The 18,730-nt window shown below is 51.7% G+C and carries 22 protein-coding genes and 1 tRNA gene; 9 read left to right on the forward strand and 14 right to left on the reverse strand.

Annotated features, from left to right (window positions below):
- Positions 1 to 10: 10 nt before the first annotated feature.
- Positions 11 to 223 (reverse strand): cold shock protein CspG, encoded by a 213-nt coding sequence (gene cspG / locus BEG40_RS03930; RefSeq protein ID WP_000066493.1) that lies wholly within the window; start codon positions 221 to 223, stop codon positions 11 to 13.
- A 285-nt stretch (positions 224 to 508) separates the two neighbouring features.
- On the opposite strand from cspG, the gene cspH reads away from it, so the two are divergent.
- On the forward strand, positions 509 to 721 hold the full coding sequence (gene cspH / locus BEG40_RS03935; RefSeq protein ID WP_000087760.1) for a cold shock-like protein CspH: 213 nt from the start codon (positions 509 to 511) through the stop codon (positions 719 to 721).
- Here the strand turns inward: cspH and BEG40_RS03940 are convergent.
- From BEG40_RS03940 to hyaA, 10 genes are all read right to left on the reverse strand, one after another.
- Complete coding sequence (locus BEG40_RS03940) at positions 709 to 2,019, reverse strand: AppA family phytase/histidine-type acid phosphatase (protein ID WP_105284950.1); 1,311 nt, start codon at positions 2,017 to 2,019, stop codon at positions 709 to 711. The genes cspH and BEG40_RS03940 overlap by 13 nt on opposite strands.
- Positions 2,020 to 2,106: 87 nt before the next feature.
- On the reverse strand, positions 2,107 to 2,199 hold the full coding sequence (cbdX, locus tag BEG40_RS03945) for a cytochrome bd-II oxidase subunit CbdX (protein ID WP_000270308.1): 93 nt from the start codon (positions 2,197 to 2,199) through the stop codon (positions 2,107 to 2,109).
- A gap of 13 nt (positions 2,200 to 2,212) precedes the next feature.
- On the reverse strand, positions 2,213 to 3,349 hold the full coding sequence (appB, locus tag BEG40_RS03950) for a cytochrome d ubiquinol oxidase subunit II (RefSeq protein WP_105284919.1): 1,137 nt from the start codon (positions 3,347 to 3,349) through the stop codon (positions 2,213 to 2,215).
- Positions 3,350 to 3,360: 11 nt separating this feature from the next.
- Positions 3,361 to 4,905 (reverse strand): cytochrome bd-II oxidase subunit 1, encoded by a 1,545-nt coding sequence (appC, locus tag BEG40_RS03955; RefSeq protein ID WP_105284920.1) that lies wholly within the window; start codon positions 4,903 to 4,905, stop codon positions 3,361 to 3,363.
- A gap of 134 nt (positions 4,906 to 5,039) precedes the next feature.
- Positions 5,040 to 5,897: a hydrogenase expression/formation protein gene (locus tag BEG40_RS03960; RefSeq protein ID WP_105284921.1), complete on the reverse strand. Its 858-nt coding sequence runs from the start codon at positions 5,895 to 5,897 to the stop codon at positions 5,040 to 5,042.
- Positions 5,894 to 6,292 (reverse strand): hydrogenase-1 operon protein HyaE, encoded by a 399-nt coding sequence (hyaE, locus tag BEG40_RS03965; RefSeq protein ID WP_000606444.1) that lies wholly within the window; start codon positions 6,290 to 6,292, stop codon positions 5,894 to 5,896. The genes BEG40_RS03960 and hyaE overlap by 4 nt, the downstream gene beginning before the upstream one ends.
- On the reverse strand, positions 6,289 to 6,876 hold the full coding sequence (gene hyaD, locus BEG40_RS03970; protein WP_105284922.1) for a hydrogenase 1 maturation protease: 588 nt from the start codon (positions 6,874 to 6,876) through the stop codon (positions 6,289 to 6,291). The genes hyaE and hyaD overlap by 4 nt, the downstream gene beginning before the upstream one ends.
- Positions 6,873 to 7,583: a Ni/Fe-hydrogenase b-type cytochrome subunit gene (gene hyaC, locus BEG40_RS03975; RefSeq protein ID WP_105284923.1), complete on the reverse strand. Its 711-nt coding sequence runs from the start codon at positions 7,581 to 7,583 to the stop codon at positions 6,873 to 6,875. The genes hyaD and hyaC overlap by 4 nt, the downstream gene beginning before the upstream one ends.
- 18 nt (positions 7,584 to 7,601) lie before the next feature.
- A complete protein-coding gene (gene hyaB, locus BEG40_RS03980; RefSeq protein ID WP_000107374.1) occupies positions 7,602 to 9,395 on the reverse strand; it encodes a Ni/Fe-hydrogenase large subunit in 1,794 nt (597 codons plus the stop codon).
- On the reverse strand, positions 9,392 to 10,510 hold the full coding sequence (gene hyaA / locus BEG40_RS03985) for a hydrogenase 1 small subunit (protein ID WP_010344442.1): 1,119 nt from the start codon (positions 10,508 to 10,510) through the stop codon (positions 9,392 to 9,394). The genes hyaB and hyaA overlap by 4 nt, the downstream gene beginning before the upstream one ends.
- A gap of 405 nt (positions 10,511 to 10,915) precedes the next feature.
- Between hyaA and BEG40_RS03995 the strand changes: the two genes are divergently transcribed.
- From BEG40_RS03995 to tusE, 3 genes are all read left to right on the forward strand, one after another.
- Positions 10,916 to 11,003, forward strand: a tRNA-Ser gene (locus BEG40_RS03995).
- A gap of 207 nt (positions 11,004 to 11,210) precedes the next feature.
- Entirely contained in the window at positions 11,211 to 11,870 is a 660-nt protein-coding gene (gene yccA / locus BEG40_RS04000; protein ID WP_000375136.1) for an FtsH protease modulator YccA, read from the forward strand.
- A gap of 91 nt (positions 11,871 to 11,961) precedes the next feature.
- Entirely contained in the window at positions 11,962 to 12,291 is a 330-nt protein-coding gene (gene tusE / locus BEG40_RS04005) for a sulfurtransferase TusE (protein WP_000904443.1), read from the forward strand.
- Here tusE and yccX read toward each other — a convergent pair.
- Positions 12,288 to 12,566, reverse strand: a complete 279-nt coding sequence (yccX, locus tag BEG40_RS04010; RefSeq protein ID WP_000048236.1) for an acylphosphatase — start codon at positions 12,564 to 12,566, stop codon at positions 12,288 to 12,290. The genes tusE and yccX overlap by 4 nt on opposite strands.
- A gap of 93 nt (positions 12,567 to 12,659) precedes the next feature.
- Between yccX and rlmI the strand changes: the two genes are divergently transcribed.
- Both rlmI and hspQ read left to right on the forward strand, forming a co-directional pair.
- On the forward strand, positions 12,660 to 13,850 hold the full coding sequence (gene rlmI / locus BEG40_RS04015) for a 23S rRNA (cytosine(1962)-C(5))-methyltransferase RlmI (RefSeq protein ID WP_105284924.1): 1,191 nt from the start codon (positions 12,660 to 12,662) through the stop codon (positions 13,848 to 13,850).
- Between the two features lie 57 nt (positions 13,851 to 13,907).
- A complete protein-coding gene (gene hspQ / locus BEG40_RS04020; RefSeq protein WP_001295356.1) occupies positions 13,908 to 14,225 on the forward strand; it encodes a heat shock protein HspQ in 318 nt (105 codons plus the stop codon).
- A gap of 44 nt (positions 14,226 to 14,269) precedes the next feature.
- On the opposite strand, the gene BEG40_RS04025 is transcribed toward hspQ, so the two are convergent.
- Positions 14,270 to 14,683, reverse strand: coding sequence for a CoA-binding protein (locus BEG40_RS04025; protein ID WP_010348869.1), 414 nt, complete (start codon positions 14,681 to 14,683; stop codon positions 14,270 to 14,272).
- 172 nt (positions 14,684 to 14,855) lie between these two features.
- On the opposite strand from BEG40_RS04025, the gene BEG40_RS04030 reads away from it, so the two are divergent.
- Positions 14,856 to 15,518 (forward strand): DUF2057 family protein, encoded by a 663-nt coding sequence (locus BEG40_RS04030; protein WP_000847775.1) that lies wholly within the window; start codon positions 14,856 to 14,858, stop codon positions 15,516 to 15,518.
- Positions 15,519 to 15,613: 95 nt separating this feature from the next.
- The gene (gene mgsA, locus BEG40_RS04035; protein WP_000424179.1) at positions 15,614 to 16,072 is read left to right on the forward strand and encodes a methylglyoxal synthase; all 459 of its coding nucleotides are present in this window, start codon (positions 15,614 to 15,616) and stop codon (positions 16,070 to 16,072) included.
- Between the two features lie 31 nt (positions 16,073 to 16,103).
- Here mgsA and helD read toward each other — a convergent pair whose 3' ends face one another.
- Positions 16,104 to 18,158 carry a DNA helicase IV gene (gene helD, locus BEG40_RS04040; protein WP_105284925.1) on the reverse strand — a complete coding sequence of 685 codons (2,055 nt, stop codon included), beginning with the start codon at positions 18,156 to 18,158 and terminating at the stop codon, positions 16,104 to 16,106.
- A gap of 122 nt (positions 18,159 to 18,280) precedes the next feature.
- Between helD and BEG40_RS04045 the strand changes: the two genes are divergently transcribed.
- Entirely contained in the window at positions 18,281 to 18,727 is a 447-nt protein-coding gene (locus BEG40_RS04045) for a YccF domain-containing protein (protein WP_001261238.1), read from the forward strand.
- The last annotated feature ends 3 nt before the right edge of the window (positions 18,728 to 18,730 follow it).

The raw sequence follows: 18,730 nt of genomic DNA on the forward strand, positions 1-18,730 counted from the left end.
AACGGCAACCTTAGAGCGTAACAACGTTCGCTGCCGAGGGACCACGCTGCCCCTGCTCAATAGAAAATTCGACTTTCTGATTTTCATTCAGCGTGCGGAATTCATTGCTCTGGATGGCGGTGAAATGAACGAAAACGTCCTTGCTGCCATCATCAGGAGTGATAAAGCCAAAACCTTTATCTGCGTTAAACCATTTTACTAAACCAGTCATTTTATTAGACATATTTTACTTCCTTCATTTTGGGCCTTTCGGCAAACAGGGCTTTATTACAGAAACTACTTAGTGTTCAGGAGAGAGACTCAAAAGAAGGGGATAATGCCTGATAATGAGAACTGCTTTAGTAAACTACTTTGTATGCTGTCTGTCTTTCAAACCGACGCAGCTATTAACGCATGATAAATATGATTAAGCAAATTTTATTTTAGCCGTCCGGCGGTCTTAAATATCGCTGGCTTTATTTTATTAACCCCGTATAGTGCAGCGCAGTATTTTTAGTAAGGAATTTGTTTGTCCCGTAAAATGACAGGAATTGTCAAAACCTTTGATCGCAAAAGCGGCAAAGGATTCATCATCCCCTCCGACGGTCGTAAAGAAGTCCAGGTTCATATTTCCGCATTCAGTCCCCGCGACGCAGAAGTGCTCATCCCAGGATTACGCGTAGAATTTTGCCGCGTCAATGGCCTGCGTGGACCAACAGCGGCAAATGTTTATTTATCCTGATGTAAACTACATGCCGGAATGCGCGCTTCATTCACTATTTGCGTAAAATCCGCCAGTGAACACATGCCCTGCGCGTTTCTCTCCTCACATTCTGCCAGTGTCAGTTTTACCTCTCCAGGCGGCGTTTTTAGCGATAGCGGCGTTTTATCACGCATCTGCTGCAAGGTCTGGAATACCAGCGAAACCTGAATCCATTGACTGTGATCACTTAGCCGCCGCCAGCGTTCAAATACCAGTTCCCCACCCGGCGGGGTGTTATCCGGTTGGCCCGGCAGCGTCCAGTTAAGCTTCAGTGCGCCGCCGAGATTCGCCAGGTTGGTATCGTGCCCGGCAATAAACAACAGTGAAGTCGGTAGCGTAATTCCATAGATCGATTTTTGCGGGTTGTTTGGCGTCAGCGCCGTCAGAACTAAATCCAACAACGGTGTGGCACGGCTACGAGCCACGTCAGGGGTACGTTGCAGCAAATAAAACTGCGCATTATGCAGACTTAACAAGGTGTTCCACTGATGTGAATCAGTGATTCGTCCCCAGCCAGGCTCCGGCATTCCCTGTGCTTGTTGCAGGAGAAAGATCTCCGTCAGCATGGATGCGAGGCTTACCGCACCTGTTAATGAGACGTTATCAGCACTCACCTTGAGTTCAGAGGGTAATGCCTGCGTGAACGAACAGCTTTCGTCTTGTTTCTCTCGTTTGAGGCACAGACTTGATTGCGGAAAATTGAGTACCCGCTCCAGTTCGTGAAATGCCGTTTGCCGATGATCGGTAAAATCAACGAGAGAGCCGCCTGCCCTGCTGAGAATCGCCTCAGTCACGTTCACTTTATCCAATTGGCAAACACCGGTTTTCAGGGGATTAAATAACGGATCGGGACGGGAAGTGTCTGACTGAGTATGTACGGTTATTGCACAATCGGGAGCCAGCCCGGCAGCAAAGGCTTCACCTGTTTTACGAGTGCGCTCGTCGACATCGGCAATAATCTCGACCTGCCCAGCTTTCGGGCAACCATTTTTTGCCAGTAAACCGTCAGCCACCAGGCGTTGGCGTTGGTAATGTCCGAGATAAGAGATCAGCTCACCGCCTCGTGGTGTCAGCCAACCCAGCTTCACCGGCCAGCCAGGCCAGGTGTCTGGAGTAACGTCCTGCATGAGTTGCGTAGATTTGGTGGGTGCTCGCACACCATGACGGCTGACAATCACTACACTTTCCAGCTTCAGTTCCGGCGCCCCCTGAGCAAATGCAGGTAGCGGTGTTAACGGAAGCAAAAGAGAAAAAAAGGGGATCAAAATCGCTTTCATCGCCAGGTTTCCGTTTTTCATGTTTCGCATTATTGCCTGATGCGACGCTGATGCGTCTCATCAGGCCTACGTTCGTTGTGCGTCAAATCAACCTTTCAGACGCTGTTCCAGCCATACCAACACCACGGTGGAGAGTGAACACATCAACAAAATTCCGACGAACCACAATAAATACCACATTGATCATCCCTCCTTAGTACAACTCACTATCGTGACGGCGAAGAGTTTCAGTTGTCATGCGCCCCCACATTTTGTAGTAGCTCCACACAGTGTAGAGCAACACAATAGGCAAAAATATCAGCACAATTACTAACATAATGCTCAACGTCAGCTGACTGGAGGTGCTGTCCCACAGCGTCAGGCTGGAGATCGGACTGATGTTCGAAGGCATGACAAACGGAAACAGCGTGATACCTGCCGTGAAGATAACGCCAAATTGCATCAATGATGCCAGCAGAAATCCCCAACCGGGGCGACCACGATAAATCGCCATCACTGTCAGTAACGGGCAGAAAAACCCCAGCAGCGGGAAGATCCACAATATCGGCGATTCAACAAAATTATTCATCCAGGCACCGGGCAGTACGGCAACCAGTTTCATTAACGGATTGGACGGGCCGTTAACATCCTGGGCAAGCAATACGAAGCCATCAATACCCACCCACAGCCAGTACCCCGCCAGCAAAAAGCACAGCATGACCAACAGCGCAGCGCGTTTGGTCGCCAGTTGCGAACGCAGGTGAATAGCACCGACTGTTTTTAGTTGTAACCAGACGCCCCCTTGCAAAATCACCATGCCCAGACTGAGCAAACCACACAGTAATGGGAACGGTGTCAGCAATTGCCAGAAAGAACCGAGGTACTCCACGCGTAATTGCGGCGTGAAGACAAACGGCACGCCAAGTAACAAATTACCGAACGCGATACCGAAGACCACCGGCGGCACCAGACTACCGATGACCAGACCGGTATCCCACATTTTACGCCAGCGTGCATCGGCGATTTTTCCACGATAATCAAAAGCCAGCGGGCGAAAGAACAGCGAGCACAGCACCAGAATCATCGCCACGTAAAAGCCAGAAAACGCCGCTGCATAGACTCTGGGCCAGGCGGCAAATAATGCCCCGCCCGCAAGAATCAACCAGACCTGATTGCCTTCCCAGTGCGCGCCAACGCTGTTAATCAATACCCGACGTTCATCATCATCACGCGCCACCAGCGGCAGCAGACAGCCAATCCCCATGTCAAATCCATCGGAGATCATAAAGACCACCAGGATGACGCCAATCAGCAGCCACCAGATGAAGCGCAATGTTTCATAATCAAACATGATTCTCTCCTTTACCCCTGTTGCTGCGTCGGTTGTTCACTCTGCATCGCGCTCGGCCCCAGACGGGCATATTTCTGCATCAGGTAGACTTCGGCGATTAAGAACAGGGTATAAAGCCCTACGATCATGATCAGTGAGAAAGCCAGTTGGCCCGTGGTTAATGCGGAGTGCGCGGAGTATGTCGGTAAAATGTCCTGAATCGCCCACGGCTGACGACCAAACTCGGTCATAAACCACCCGGCTTCAATGGCAATCCACGGCAGTGGCAAACTCCAGAGCGCCATTTTCAGCACCCAACGATGCTGGTCGATTTTGCCGCGCAGCGTCTGAACGAACGCAATCAGCATTACCAGTAACAGCAGCGAACCGCAGCCCACCATGATGCGGAAACTCCAGAACACCGGCGCAACCTGTGGAATAGCGCCACGCATCGCCGCCTGATACTGCGCAGGTGTGACATGATTCATATCCGGCGCATAGCGGGAGAGCAACATGCCGTAACCGAGATCGCTTTCCAGATTACGAAACGCCTGCAGAACATGCGGCTCACGGTTGCCCTGCGAGATCTCCTGCATCAGCAGCCAGGCCATACGTCCACGTTGCAAGCGTGGATAGGTTTCAGCCATCAAATTTTTCAGCCCCGGAACGGGCTTATCTAATGAGTGAGTGGCGAGGATCCCTAACAGTGCGGGAATTTTGATGGCAAAGGCATTACGTTCTTGATCCTGTTCCGGCCAGGCAACAAGATGGAACGGCGCAGGTGCGGGTTCGGTTTGCCACTCCCCTTCCATTGCTGCCAGTTTTACCGGCTGAACGCGTGCGACTTCATAAGCAGAACTGTCTCCAAGTTGCAGCGCGCCGATTATCGCCAGTGTGCCAAAGACCGAGCCGATGGCAAACGAACGTAGCGCAACATCACGCTCCCGTCCGCGCAGTAAATACCAGGCGCTGATCGCCATAATGAACATCGCCCCGGTCACATAACCCGCCATCACCGTATGGACAAACTTCACCTGGCTGACAGGGTTAAAAACCAGATCGCTGAAACTGGTCATCTCCATACGCAGGGTGTCGATATCGAAATGCGCGCCGGTCGGGAACTGCATCCAGCCGTTGGCATTCAAAATCCACAATGCGGAGATATTGGAACCGAATGCCACCAGCCAGGTAACCAGCAGATGCTGGTATTTATTCAGCCGTTGCCAGCCGAAGAAGAACAGCCCGACAAAGGTGGATTCGAGGAAGAAGGCCATTAATGCTTCCATCGCCAGCGGTGCGCCAAAAATGTCGCCCACATAGTTGGAATAGAATGACCAGTTAGTACCAAACTGAAACTCCATCGTCAGGCCGGTGGCCACGCCGAGAGCGAAGTTGATACCGAAGAGCTTACCCCAGAAACGCGTCATATCGCGGTAGACTGTTTTGCCGGTGACCACGTAAATGGTTTCCATGATAGCCAGCAAAAAAATCAGCCCCAGGGTAAGGGGCACGAATAAAAAGTGGTACAGCGCGGTCAGTGCAAACTGCCAGCGCGATAAGTCAATAACATCCCACATGCGAACTCCTGTAGGCGAAGAGAGGGAAATAACCCTTTAATAGTAGATCTCCCTTTTTACCCTTACAGTTTGTAGGTGGTTGTATTCGCTGATTGCGATATTCATAAGACTGAAAGCGACATTTGCCGCCGTTTTCACTGTTGCTCGTTTTCCACCAGCCACTGGCACACCTCGCCCAACCGCTGCGCAGAATCCGCCAAATCTTCCGGCGCTGCCAGCACAACTTCCGGTATAGGGCAGATTTCATAACTCTCAAGCAGCGGGCCTTTTAGGGTGTCCGTGCAGCGTAAATGCCAGACATGGCGTAACCCGGTGGCGTTGATATAGCTCTCGCCATAGCCAATAGTGCGAATCTGAATATTCCCCGCCCCGCAAAGGCGCGAGAGAAAAAGTCGGTCAGCCTCGCTGATGGGCAATTGCGTCAGATTAATGCTGTGCGGCTGCGCGTCAGGATTACATACATGTGCCAGTATTTCATGAGCCAACGGTAGGCCATTCATCAGACCATCAATGGGCGGCGGTAACAGCGAATCTGTCGGCAAGACGTTTTGCGTTGCCGCCTGCCACAATGCCAGCGGCGCGCAGCCAGCCTCCAGTTTGTCCTCCAGCAACTGTTCGCCGCAACGTCTGCGCACTCGCCATAATCCGCAGAAGATCGCCTCCTGAATTTCACTTTCACTGCCATCAACATGTTGGATGCGAACTGACACTTCCCCTTCCCCGAGAAGCGTATTGATAAAGTGGCGATCGTAAGCGTTGAGATTGAACAGATCGACTGCCAGCACCTCGCCCAAAGGGGGGATACGTTGACTTAGCTGTTGTTGCAGTTCGTTTAACAGCACAATCACCTGCGGGCTATGTGCACACTGTTCCAGTGCCGCCATGCTCGGTTCATCATTCACCTGGCAGGTGATCGGCAGCGGATTCATACTGAAACTGTCGTCGTCAGGTTGCGTTCCTGGCCCCAGCAAATGGAAAAAAGTGTCACTCATGAGGCTCGCTCCTGTTGCGGTTCGACAAGCCCACGCATCAGGTTTATCAGCTCCGCCCACGGGTGAATACCATTCAGCACGCCGCGATAGCTACCGCCGGTAAACACCAGTGTGGCGGGAAAGCGAAAAACACCAAAGCGATCGCCGATGGCTTCGCTCTGTGCAAGATCGGCTACCGCCACCTGCCAAACATAGTCTGGAAATTCGCGCAGTAATTCGCCAATCATTACCGGATTATCGCTGACCTCCGGCGTGCGTTTCGGATCGCTGCTTAACAGCACTACGCCGTCTGGTGCCTGCGATAGCCAGTCATCAAGGCTGGATTCTGTGACAGGTGTCCATCCACGCGCCAGCATACGCTGCCACAACGCATTAAAAGGAGAGTCATTGATCATCCCTGCTCCTCCAGCGTCATCCGGTACTGGCGTAAGCGAACGCCTTCATAATTTTCCATCGACAGACAGTCATAGTTGAGACAGCGTGATTCCTCTGCCAGATGCGGCACTATTCCCCACTCAGCCAGTTGCGCCAGCGCCAACTGTTCTGCTGCTGGCAGTTGTTCACACGCCAGCTCGCTCAGGCTGCCGCCGTAGTCGTCGAGCATTGCCGGTTGCAGCCCGACCAGGGCGATTTGTGCAGGCAAATGCCCACGAATATCCGCCAGCGCCAGCACTTCGGAGAAACTGTTCTGGTGCAGACTCATTTTCTTCGCGCTGAGGTATGCCGGAATGCGCTCTCCGGCATACGTCCGTAGCGTTCCTGGCTCCAGCCCATAATCAATGGCATCGAGGATCAACAAGTGGCTGGCGCTTTCAACGTAGCCCAGCAAATTCAGCCCCTGAGTGCCGCCATCGACAATCTCCACGTTTTCGGGCCAGTGATAATGGGCATATAGCCGTTCCGCCACCCGCACGCCGAAACCTTCATCGGCCCACAGCAGGTTGCCCAGCCCCATCACCACCACGCGCTGCTCGCTCATGAACGCTCCTTGTTGCTTTTGACTTTAAAAAACTTGTGGCTGCGGTAGCCGTTCACCATCGTGGAGATCACCGTGTCGTCGGACATAATGTCTTCACGCTGCGCCATATAGACATGACCGATCACAAAAGCGCCAATCAACCACATGCCCAACCGATGCCAGCTGTGAATGTCCAGCGAGTTGCCACCCGTCCAGTAGAAAAATTCCACCACGTAACGAAACGGTGTGAAGATAGCGTACTGACTGTGTTCGCTGAACAGCGCAAAACCGGTGACGATCATAAAGACAGACATCAGGAAATAGCCGAACATCGCCGCCTGGGCGATGGGGTTATGACCAATATCGGCACTCGGGCGTTTTGCCAGAAACAGATACCAGCGGATTTCATACCACACACCCAGCCACCAGCTTTTACGCCATACCGGTACGATGAAAAGCTCGCGTGAATAGCGATTACCAACGAACGCCCAGTAAATCCGCATCAGCAATATCACGGTAAAAATCATCCCTGCGCTGAAGTGAATTAACCTGATGTAGCCCATATAGAACAGATACGTCGCCTCGCCGCTGACCGAAGGCAGCGGCTTGCCGATAAAGTAACCGGTGACCATCAACACCGCCATGCATAACACCGTCAGCCAGTGCCATATCCGCACAGGTGCTTCAAAGACATAATGGCTGACAACGTTGTCGCTTTTCTGTTGCATGATGATTCTCCTTCGCTGTTAACGCACCTGCACGGAGATAAGCTCGCTACCGTCGTCGCCCAGCACGTGTGTTGAACAGGCGAGGCACGGGTCAAAGCTGTGCAGAGTACGAAGGATCTCCAGCGGTTGCTCGGGGATCGCCATTTTGGTGTTCATCAGCGCCGCTTCATAAGCACCAATCTGCCCTTTGGGATCGCGCGGGCTGGCGTTCCAGGTGGTCGGCACCACGCACTGGTAGAGATCAATCTTGCCATCGCGAATGGCGGCCCAGTGACCTAACGCCCCGCGCGGTGCTTCGGTAAAACCGACGCCACGGCACTCTTTCGGCCAGGTCGCAGGCTCCCATTTTTCGGTAGAGGCAGTGGCAAGATTGCCGTTTTTCAGGTTGGTCATCAGCTTGTCGAAGAAATATTGCAACTTGCCTGCGGCCCACTGCGCTTCGTGCGCGCGGCACAGAATGCGGCCTAACGTTGACTGGATACCGGAAAGCGGCAGGTTCAGCGCCGACATCATGCGATCGACCGACTCAACGGTCGCTGCATCACCTTTGTGGTAGGCGATTAACGTGCGCGCCAGCGGCCCCACTTCCATCGCATGACCGCGCCAGCGTGGCGCTTTGATCCACGAGTAGCGTTCCTGTTCATTCAGCTGCTGAATGTTGGTATCGCTGCCTTTAACATCGCCAGGGTTGTACCACGGATCGGTAATGCCATCGAAGGGATGACGCCCGACCTGATCGTTGGGATAACGATACCAGGCGTGGTCGACAAACTCCTGCACCTGCTGCGGATCAACCAAATCCACTGGCAGCACATTGTTGAAGTCGCCGTTAATCACCGCGCCGCCAGGCATCAGCAGACTTTTCTCGCCAAAGTCGTTGGCAATATCCGGGAATGCGCCGTAGCTGAGGACACATTTATCAGAAAGACCAGTGCCGATTTCGCTCCACGGTTTGTTGAACTGACCGATGGCTAAGGCGTCGGGGATCATCACGTTGTTAATAAAATCCGCCGTGCGGGTGATAATCGACTGCACCAGGTTCAGGCGTTCCATATTGACCGCCCCGACCGCGCCGCTTTCGTCAATGTTAATGGCGCACGGCATCCCGCCGACAATCCAGTTCGGATGTGGGTTTTTACCACCAAAAACGGCGTGAATTTTGACGATCTCCCGTTGGAAATCGAGGGCTTCGAGATAATGAGCAAAGCCCATCAGGTTGGCTTCCGGCGGCAGTTTGTACTGCGGGTGCCCCCAGTAGCCGTTGCGGAAAATCCCCAACTGCCCGCCTTCAACAAATTTCTTCAGTCGGTTTTGTACGTCGAAGAAATAGCCAGGGGATGATTTCGGCCACGAGGAGAGGCTTTGCGCCAGTTCTGACGTTTTCCGTGGGTCGGCTTTCAGCGCATCTAACACATCTATCCAGTCCATCCCGGCGAGCTGATAGAAGTGGACCAGATGGTCGTGGCACCAGAGGGTCGCCAGCATAATGTTGCGGATGATATTGGCGTTGTCCGGCACTTTAATGCCTATGGCATCCTCAATTGCATAGACCGAAGCCAGAGCGTGTACGCCAGTGCAGACGCCGCAGATACGTTCAACGAACGCCCACGCATCGCGCGGATCGCGGCCTTGCAGGATGATCTCCAGCCCGCGAAACATAGTGCCGCAGGAAACTGCATTGGTGATCACATTCTGATCGTTAATATTCACTTCGCAGCGCATATGACCTTCGATGCGCGTAATCGGATCGACCACCAGGCGACGTCCGGCATTATTGATGGTATATCCCTGAGTTTCGTACTGAGTGCTCATGCCTGTTTATCCTCGTTGCCCGGCTGTTGTTCGGCTTCTGCAAGTTGCTGGTTATGACGTCTGCGCTGGTCAACGGCGCTGGCGACTGCATGTACACCAACAGCCGCTGCCACGACGCCAAGTGCGGTTAAGCCCACGGTATCGGCGGTAGAGTGCGTTCCCATCTGCGGAATATCGACCACGCGGCTATAGAACGAACCGCGATCCCAGAAACCATTTTCAGAACAGCCCAGGCAGCCGTGACCAGACTGAATCGGGAAGGAGACCCCATCATTCCAGCGGGTAGAGGAACAGGCGTTATAAGTGGTTGGCCCTTTGCAGCCCATTTTGTACAGGCAGTAACCTTTACGCGCGGCGTCATCATCCCAACTCTGCACGAACTCTCCGGCATCAAAGTGGGCGCGGCGATAGCATTTATCGTGAATACGCTGACCATAGAACATCAACGGACGCCCCATTCTGTCGACATCCGGCAGGCGATCGAACGTCACCATGTAAGTAATAATGGCGCTCATCACATCCGGGATCGGCGGGCAGCCAGGTACTTTGATAATGGGTTTGTCGGTAATAACTTTGTCGATAGGCGTTGCCTGCGTTGGATTAGGTCGCGCGGCTTGCACACAGCCCCAGGACGCACAGGTGCCCCAGGCAATAATTGCACTGGCTCCGGCAGCTGCACGTTTGAGTTTCTCAATAAACGGTCGACCGCTACTGATACAGAACATCCCCTGCTCGCCCAGCGGCGGGTTACCTTCTACTGCGAGGATATATTTGCCGTTGTATTGCGTGATAATGTCTTCAAAGACTTCCTCTGCCTGAGTGCCTGCGGCAGCCATCAGAGTATCGTCGTAGTCGAGAGAAATAAGGGAAAGAATGACATCCTTCGCCAGCGGATGAGCAGAACGGATAAAAGATTCGGTACAGCAGGTGCATTCAAGACCGTGGATCCACACCACTGGAATGCGCGGTTTATTCTCCAGCGCCCAGGCAATCTTTGGTGCCATCCCCGCGCCTAATCCCAGCGACGTGGCAGCCAGACTGCAATATTTAAGAAAACTTCGCCGGGTAACCCCCTGACGTCGCATAGCCTGGTAAAAGGTTTCCTCGTTATTCATATAGCACGTCTCTTCTCCTTGCGACACCGGCTGGAGTGCCGGGCGCTTTTGGTCGGCAAGCGACGTCCCTGGAGCAAGGCAAACCATCGCTTCACGAGAGAGACAGAAAACGAAAGCTCATCCTTCTGCACTGGCGCACGTCGCCAGAAAGTATTGTTAATAAAGCGTAGTGAAACTTTTGCACAAAACAATACAGAGTGTGTGGATTTATCTTTTAACGATAAAAATGAACCTTATTTTCCTTAAGGTTTACCGCAGGAAGGTTATGAAGCGATTTTTATGGCGATGGAATATGCAAATTGCTGTTATTTCACGCAATCAACACGATTTTGTCTGTTTTTCAGGCAAACAAACACATTGGGGGTTTACACGACGCATCGGGATGTTTATAGTTCGCGTCATTCCGGAAGTGTGGCCGAGCGGTTGAAGGCACCGGTCTTGAAAACCGGCGACCCGAAAGGGTTCCAGAGTTCGAATCTCTGCGCTTCCGCCAAATAAGATAAGGGGTTAGCTAAATGCTAACCCCTTTTTCTTTTACCTGTCAAAATCGCCATGCCGTTATGTCATCCCCAATGGCTTACTCTGTCTTTGCTAAATCTGTTCCAGATCAAATGCGTAAAGATGGGTAAAACCTCTGGGTAGCTTTCGGCAATATCATTATGCTGCTTTATTAATTACACCTGTCATAGAGAGTGACTCCATGGATCGTATAGTTAGTTCTTCACATGACCGTACATCGCTACTTAGCACCCATAAGGTGCTGCGTAATACCTATTTCCTGCTGAGCCTGACGCTGGCCTTTTCGGCGATTACCGCAACGGCCAGTACAGTTCTGATGCTGCCATCTCCGGGTCTGATTCTGACGCTGGTGGGGATGTATGGTTTAATGTTCCTGACCTATAAAACGGCGAATAAGCCGACCGGGATTATCTCCGCGTTCGCCTTTACCGGTTTTCTCGGTTATATCCTCGGACCAATTCTGAACACTTACCTGTCTGCCGGAATGGGCGACGTAATCGCTATGGCGCTGGGCGGCACAGCATTAGTGTTCTTCTGCTGCTCTGCGTATGTGCTGACTACCCGCAAAGACATGTCTTTCCTCGGCGGTATGCTGATGGCAGGTATTGTGGTGGTATTGATTGGAATGGTAGCGAATATCTTCCTGCAGCTACCTGCTCTGCATCTGGCAATCAGTGCGGTATTCATTCTGATCTCTTCTGGCGCGATTCTGTTTGAAACCAGCAACATCATTCATGGCGGTGAAACGAACTACATTCGTGCCACGGTTAGCCTGTATGTGTCGCTGTACAACATCTTCGTTAGCCTGTTGAGCATTCTGGGCTTCGCCAGCCGCGATTAATCTCGCCCTATGCCACTTACAGAGCCTCGCTTTATGCGGGGCTTTGTTTTTTGTTACACTGCCGCCAGTCTGATTAAGGTAGTAAAAAATTATGCTGATCTTCGAAGGTAAAGAGATAGAAACGGATACCGAAGGCTATCTCAAAGAAAGCAGCCAGTGGAGTGAACCGCTGGCGGTGGTGATTGCAGAGAACGAAGGAATTACGCTGTCGCCAGAACACTGGGAAGTGGTGCGTTTTGTGCGTGATTTCTATCTGGAATTCAATACTTCTCCAGCGATTCGTATGCTGGTAAAAGCGATGGCGAATAAGTTTGGCGAAGAAAAAGGTAACAGCCGCTATTTATACCGACTGTTCCCCAAAGGCCCGGCAAAGCAAGCCACCAAAATTGCTGGCCTGCCAAAACCAGTAAAATGTATTTAACGGATACGAAAATCAGTTAATTCCCCCGAGGGATGATGCGGCTCGCTAAGTACCCGTTCCACACGCGCAGAACGCGGGCCGCCACTCTTTAACCACTGCATTAATTTTTCCACCTGTCCTTCTTCACCACACGCGACCACTTCCACGCTGCCATCGTCAAGGTTTTTGGCATAGCCGGTTAATCCCAGTTTTTTCGCTTCATACTGCGTGGTATAGCGAAAGCCTACCCCCTGAACTCGCCCATAGACCCAGGCAATTATGCATACTTTCGACATTACCGCTCTCCTTATCCTTATAGCTGCGTTGCAAATCCATGGAAAACTCCGGACAATGGCGCCCATTTCTTTGCATCGACAGAATAGTAAATTATGAGTGTACGTTTAGTGTTAGCCAAAGGGCGCGAAAAATCATTACTTCGTCGCCATCCGTGGGTCTTTTCCGGAGCCGTTGCCCGTATGGAAGGTAAAGCCAGCCTCGGTGAAACCATCGATATTGTTGATCATCAGGGAAAATGGTTAGCACGCGGCGCTTATTCGCCGGCTTCGCAAATCCGTGCTCGCGTCTGGACTTTCGATCCCTCGGAATCCATCGACATTGCCTTTTTCACCCGACGCTTACAACAGGCGCAAAAGTGGCGCGACTGGCTGGCGAAAAAAGATGGCCTCGATAGCTATCGTTTAATTGCCGGTGAGTCTGATGGCCTGCCGGGTATAACTATCGATCGTTTCGGTAATTTTCTGGTGCTGCAACTGCTGAGTGCTGGCGCAGAGTATCAGCGCGCGGCATTGATCAGCGCCCTACAAACGCTATACCCGGAATGTGCGATTTACGATCGCAGCGACGTCGCAGTACGTAAAAAAGAAGGAATGGAGCTGACCCAGGGGCCAGTCACTGGCGAACTGCCACCTGCCCTGCTGTCGATTGAAGAACACGGCATGAAACTGCTGGTGGACATTCAACACGGACACAAAACAGGCTACTACCTGGATCAGCGCGACAGCCGACTGGCAACGCGCCGCTACGTTGAAAATAAACGCGTACTGAACTGTTTCTCCTATACCGGTGGTTTCGCAGTATCGGCATTAATGGGCGGTTGCAGCCATGTTGTCAGCGTCGATACCTCCCAGGAAGCACTGGATATTGCACGGCAGAACGTTGAGCTGAACAAACTGGATCTGAGCAAGGCAGAGTTCGTGCGTGATGACGTCTTTAAATTGCTGCGTACTTATCGCGATCGCGGGGAAAAATTTGACGTTATCGTAATGGACCCGCCGAAGTTTGTTGAGAACAAAAGCCAGTTGATGGGCGCCTGCCGTGGCTATAAAGACATCAACATGCTGGCGATTCAGTTGCTGAATGAGGGCGGTGTTCTCCTGACGTTCTCCTGTTCAGGCCTGATGACCAGCGATTTATTTCAGAAAATCATCGCGGATGCCGCAATTGATGCCGGTCGTGATATACAATTTATAGAGCAGTTCCGTCAGGCAGCCGATCATCCGGTGATCGCTACCTACCCGGAAGGGCTATATCTGAAAGGGTTTGCCTGTCGCGTCATGTAACTTGAAATGTGGAATTTTACCCTTATATCAAAGGTGAAGATTTCCCGGGAGGTGACTATGATTGCCAGCAAATTCGGTATCGGCCAGCAGGTCCGCCATTCCCTGTTAGGTTATCTCGGAGTGGTCGTGGATATCGACCCGGTTTATTCGCTCTCTGAACCGTCGCCTGATGAGCTGGCGGTGAACGATGAGCTTCGCGCCGCTCCGTGGTATCACGTGGTGATGGAGGATGACAACGGCCTACCGGTTCATACCTACCTGGCTGAAGCCCAGCTAAGTAGCGAATTGCAGGATGAACATCCTGAACAGCCATCTATGGATGAGCTGGCGCAGACCATCCGCAAACAACTCCAGGCGCCGCGTCTGCGTAACTAATCCCCATACAAATACCCGGAAGGCAAAAACCTTCCGGGTATTTTTTATTTAGCCAGCCCCAGGCGAGGGATCTCAATTGCCGGACAGCGATCCATAACTACCTGTAACCCGGCATCACGTGCCAGTACTGCCGCTTGCTCATTAATCACTCCTAGCTGCATCCATAAGGTTTTTGCCCCAATGGCGATAGCTTCCTGCGCCACGCCCCACGCGGCTTCTGAATTACGGAAAACATCGACCATATCGACTTTTTCCGGAACTTCTGCCAGCGTGCCGTAGCCCTGCTGACCCAGCAGCGTTTTACCGGCGACTTTAGGTGAGACCGGGATGACGTGATAGCCCTGATCAAGCAAGTATTTCATCACGCGATAACTTGGACGGTCGGGTTTATCACTTGCCCCTACCAGCGCAATGGTATGAGTGGACGTTAAAATGGCTGCAATATCGGTCTCTTTCATCATTTCCTCCAGACTATTTATCAAAGTGTACGACAATCCCAACATACCAACCATGCAGCTAATACGAATGAATGAGAGCAAAAGCGGAAAACATGTCTATATGTTAGTAAGTATGATTAAAGAAAAATTTTGATACATTATTATTCAGGCGGTCATTAGACAGGAGCTATCTATGAAAACCGGCATTTTGACCACCTTGATTGCATTATGTTTGCCGGTATCCGTTTTTGCCACCACGCTACGGCTGTCCAGCGATATTGATCTTCTGGTACTCGACGGCAAGAAGGTTTCAAGCTCTTTGCTGCGCGGTGCGGACAGCATTGAACTGGATAATGGACCGCATCAGTTAGTGTTTCGCGTCGAGAAAACTATCCATCTTTCCAGTAGTGAAGAACGGCTTTATATCTCTCCGCCGCTGGTCGTCAGTTTTAATACACAGCTCATTAGCCAGGTGAACTTTCGCCTGCCACGCCTGGAGAATGAACGGGAAGCCAACCATTTCGACACAACGCCGCGCCTTGAATTGTTAGATGGCGATGCGACGCCGATTCCGGTAAAGCTGGATATTCTGGCTATTACTTCAACCGCAAAAACGATTGATTATGAAGTCGAGGTCGAGCGTTATAACAAATCCGCGAAACGCGCTTCTCTACCGCAATTTGCCACCATGATGGCAGATGACAGTACACTGCTTTCTGGTGTTTCCGAACTGGATGCTATTCCGCCACAGTCCCAGGTGCTCACTGAACAACGGCTGAAGTATTGGTTTAAACTGGCAGATCCGCAAACGCGCAATAACTTCCTGCAATGGGCGGAAAAACAACCATCTTCCTGAGATTTTTGTGCCTGTGCGCAGGCTTTTTCGGTCTTTATCTTGCAGCGATAAGTGCTTACAGTAATCTGTAGGAAAGTTAACTATGGATGTAAATTATGGAACTGACGACTCGCACTTTACCAGCGCGGAAACATATTGCGCTGGTGGCACACGATCACTGTAAACAAATGCTCATGAGCTGGGTGGAACGGCATCAACCATTACTGGAACAGCACGAACTTTATGCAACGGGCACCACGGGTAACTTAATTTCCCGCGCTACCGGTATGAATGTTAACGCCATGTTGAGCGGCCCAATGGGCGGTGACCAGCAGGTGGGCGCATTGATTTCGGAAGGGAAAATTGATGTGCTGATTTTTTTCTGGGACCCACTAAATGCCGTGCCGCACGATCCTGACGTAAAAGCGTTGCTGCGTCTGGCGACGGTGTGGAACATTCCGGTCGCCACCAACGTGGCAACGGCTGATTTCATTATCCAGTCGCCGCATTTCAACGACGCGGTAGATATCCTGATCCCCGATTATCAGCGTTATCTCGCGGATCGCCTGAAATAATATTGCACAGGTGGCAAACGCCACCTGTTTCTTACGGTTTTCTCGCCACCGGCACATCCAGATTTTTCAATATTTCCACAAAGGGTGAAGGATTGTTTTTGTTGAACAGCACCCATACCCGATGTCGTGCGCGGGTCAACGCAACGTACATTAACCGTCGTTCTTCGGCGTCCGGGAAATCCTCAGCCGGCGGCAGTAGCGCCTCTTCCATAATCGACTCACGTGCCACGGCCGGGAAGCCATCACTCCCCTCCTGCAAGCCAACAATAATCACGTAATCCGCCTGTTGCCCTTTGCTGGCATGAATAGTCATAAAATCGATTTGCAACTTCGGCCAGCGTGTTGCCGCTTTTTCCAGGCTGGCAGGCCTCATGTGGTGATAACGCGCCAGAACCAGAATGCGCTCTTCCGGTTTGGCATAACCAGAGAGCTTATCCAGCAAAGCGTCAAGCTGGCTCTCATCCAATAACGTGACGGCTTTTTTGTCTCCATTGGTTAAGCTATTTAGCGGCTTTTTCAACTGACTTGGGTTCTGCTGAATAAACCGGTTTGCCACCTCACCGATACGACTGTTAAAACGGTAAGTCGTGTCTAAATCACAGCGATCGCCTTCACCAAAGTTTTCATGGAAAGCCGTGGTGAGCGACATTTGCGCGCCACTGAAGCGGTAAATCGCCTGCCAGTCATCGCCAACGGCAAACAACGTCGTCTGGCTGTTTTGCTTGCGTAATGCCGCTAACAACGTTGCGCGCTGCGGCGAGATATCCTGAAATTCATCAACCAGAATATGTTTCCACGGGCTGATAAAGCGACCTTTCTCCAGAATCACAATCGCCTGGTGAATAAGGCCCGAAAAATCGACGGCGTTTTCTGCCTTCAGCGCACCTTTCCAGGCTTTTAATAACGGGGCCATCAACTTGATACGTTTACTGAACAGATCGCGAATCTCTTCGGGCGCGCTGGCAATCATTTCTGCCTGTGCACCGCCGTGCATCCGCATCAGACTTACCCAGCGATCGAGGCGTGAGGCAAGACGACGCTGTAATTTTTCATCATCCCAGAAGTTACCTTCTGGCACTGACCACTGCATTTCTTCCGTCAGCCATTGCCGCCAACCCTTCGCCTGCGCTTTCTTTTCGCTGCATTGCTTACGCCACTCAGCAATAAAGAGTTCATGCCGGGCAGCGGTGTCATTTTCCAGTTTGCTGACTGTGGGTACTTTTTTGCTACATTGCTGAATAATATGCAGCGCCAGTGAATGAAACGTGCGTGCGGTAATGTCTTCGGTATGCAGCCGTTCGCGAATACGCTCGTCCATCTCTTCAGCGGCTTTGCGACCAAACGCCAGCAATAAAATTTGCTCAGGGGACGCTTCACCACGCGCCAGCAACCAGCCTGCACGCGCTACCAGCACCGACGTTTTACCGCTTCCTGCGCCTGCCAGCACTAACAGGGAATGTTCGCCATTAACGACTGCCCGAGCCTGTGCCGGATTAAGTGGTGAAGATTCAACCTGACGGAAAAAATCCGCATACTCGTTAAGCATGGCTTCGGTATACGCCTGATTATGCTGCAACCGAGCGCCTTCAATATCTTTCAACCAGGCCTGACATTTGCGCCACGCCTCACGGCAGTTATCGAATTCTTCCAGTCGATTGACCGGCAACGGCAACGCCGACAAAGCCTGGCGGATTTGTTGCTGCACGCCAGAAGTTTGCTCCCGCGTCAGCCATTTATTATCGTTGGTGCGCGCGGCAATAAGATCCAATTGCTGCTGTAATACACCAGCCGCAATTTCGCTCATCTCTTCGCTCCAGCGCCGCCAGAGAGCATCAAGATGACGGTGAAAACGCTGCGTCTCACCCCATTCGGTGCCGTGCAGACGCACTACTTTTTCATCAGACAGTACAAATTCCAGCTCACCCCATACCAGACCGCGTTTACAGTGAAACGCCAGTAATTGATTGAAAGGAATGAGATATTCGTGACGATCGCCGGAGACTTTTATCCCGGCATTGAGGATCACCGCCCGATCGTAAGGGTGCTGTGCCAGACGTTTGCCAAGAGTTGTCGCTTTCAGTTCCATGACTCTGTAGATCCACACGATGTTATTTCTTATCAGTGTAACCGTCAGAGAAAACGTGCTCCAGCCCAAAAAAACGTTACAATTGCCGCCCATTACTGAAAACCACAGTAAAGCGAGGTTTTATGCGTACCGTTTTGAACATTCTGAACTTTGTGCTTGGCGGATTTGCCACCACTCTGGGCTGGCTGTTGGCGACCCTGGTCAGTATTGTGCTGATTTTTACCTTACCGCTGACACGATCCTGCTGGGAGATCACCAAACTGTCTCTGGTGCCTTATGGCAATGAGGCCATTCATGTCGATGAACTGAATCCGGCAGGTAAAAATGTGCTGCTGAATACTGGCGGTACGGTACTGAATATTTTCTGGCTGATTTTCTTTGGCTGGTGGTTATGCCTGATGCACATTGCGACAGGTATCGCACAATGCATTTCCATCATTGGCATTCCGGTTGGCATTGCGAATTTTAAAATTGCCGCTATTGCACTGTGGCCAGTCGGTCGCCGCGTAGTTTCTGTGGAAACAGCTCGTGCTGCGCGTGAAGCCAATGCGCGACGTCGTTTTGAATAATCT

The organism is Escherichia sp. MOD1-EC5495 (genome assembly GCF_002965965.1).
Classification (GTDB): Bacteria; Pseudomonadota; Gammaproteobacteria; order Enterobacterales; family Enterobacteriaceae; genus Escherichia; species Escherichia ruysiae.

Bases quoted from the DNA above. Each gene is read 5' to 3' on its own strand.
- hyaB (WP_000107374.1), bottom strand. From the start codon at position 9,395: ATGAGCACTCAGTACGAAACTCAGGGATATACCATCAATAATGCCGGA.
- BEG40_RS03940 (WP_105284950.1), bottom strand. From the start codon at position 2,019: ATGAAAGCGATTTTGATCCCCTTTTTTTCTCTTTTGCTTCCGTTAACA.
- BEG40_RS04045 (WP_001261238.1), top strand. From the start codon at position 18,281: ATGCGTACCGTTTTGAACATTCTGAACTTTGTGCTTGGCGGATTTGCC.
- hyaD (WP_105284922.1), bottom strand. From the start codon at position 6,876: ATGAGCGAGCAGCGCGTGGTGGTGATGGGGCTGGGCAACCTGCTGTGG.
- helD (WP_105284925.1), bottom strand. From the start codon at position 18,158: ATGGAACTGAAAGCGACAACTCTTGGCAAACGTCTGGCACAGCACCCT.
- BEG40_RS04030 (WP_000847775.1), top strand. From the start codon at position 14,856: ATGAAAACCGGCATTTTGACCACCTTGATTGCATTATGTTTGCCGGTA.
- hyaE (WP_000606444.1), bottom strand. From the start codon at position 6,292: ATGATCAATGACTCTCCTTTTAATGCGTTGTGGCAGCGTATGCTGGCG.
- BEG40_RS03960 (WP_105284921.1), bottom strand. From the start codon at position 5,897: ATGAGTGACACTTTTTTCCATTTGCTGGGGCCAGGAACGCAACCTGAC.
- hyaA (WP_010344442.1), bottom strand. From the start codon at position 10,510: ATGAATAACGAGGAAACCTTTTACCAGGCTATGCGACGTCAGGGGGTT.
- rlmI (WP_105284924.1), top strand. From the start codon at position 12,660: ATGAGTGTACGTTTAGTGTTAGCCAAAGGGCGCGAAAAATCATTACTT.
- yccA (WP_000375136.1), top strand. From the start codon at position 11,211: ATGGATCGTATAGTTAGTTCTTCACATGACCGTACATCGCTACTTAGC.
- yccX (WP_000048236.1), bottom strand. From the start codon at position 12,566: ATGTCGAAAGTATGCATAATTGCCTGGGTCTATGGGCGAGTTCAGGGG.
- appB (WP_105284919.1), bottom strand. From the start codon at position 3,349: ATGTTTGATTATGAAACATTGCGCTTCATCTGGTGGCTGCTGATTGGC.
- tusE (WP_000904443.1), top strand. From the start codon at position 11,962: ATGCTGATCTTCGAAGGTAAAGAGATAGAAACGGATACCGAAGGCTAT.
- cspG (WP_000066493.1), bottom strand. From the start codon at position 223: ATGTCTAATAAAATGACTGGTTTAGTAAAATGGTTTAACGCAGATAAA.
- cbdX (WP_000270308.1), bottom strand. From the start codon at position 2,199: ATGTGGTATTTATTGTGGTTCGTCGGAATTTTGTTGATGTGTTCACTC.
- appC (WP_105284920.1), bottom strand. From the start codon at position 4,905: ATGTGGGATGTTATTGACTTATCGCGCTGGCAGTTTGCACTGACCGCG.
- hspQ (WP_001295356.1), top strand. From the start codon at position 13,908: ATGATTGCCAGCAAATTCGGTATCGGCCAGCAGGTCCGCCATTCCCTG.
- hyaC (WP_105284923.1), bottom strand. From the start codon at position 7,583: ATGCAACAGAAAAGCGACAACGTTGTCAGCCATTATGTCTTTGAAGCA.
- mgsA (WP_000424179.1), top strand. From the start codon at position 15,614: ATGGAACTGACGACTCGCACTTTACCAGCGCGGAAACATATTGCGCTG.
- BEG40_RS04025 (WP_010348869.1), bottom strand. From the start codon at position 14,683: ATGAAAGAGACCGATATTGCAGCCATTTTAACGTCCACTCATACCATT.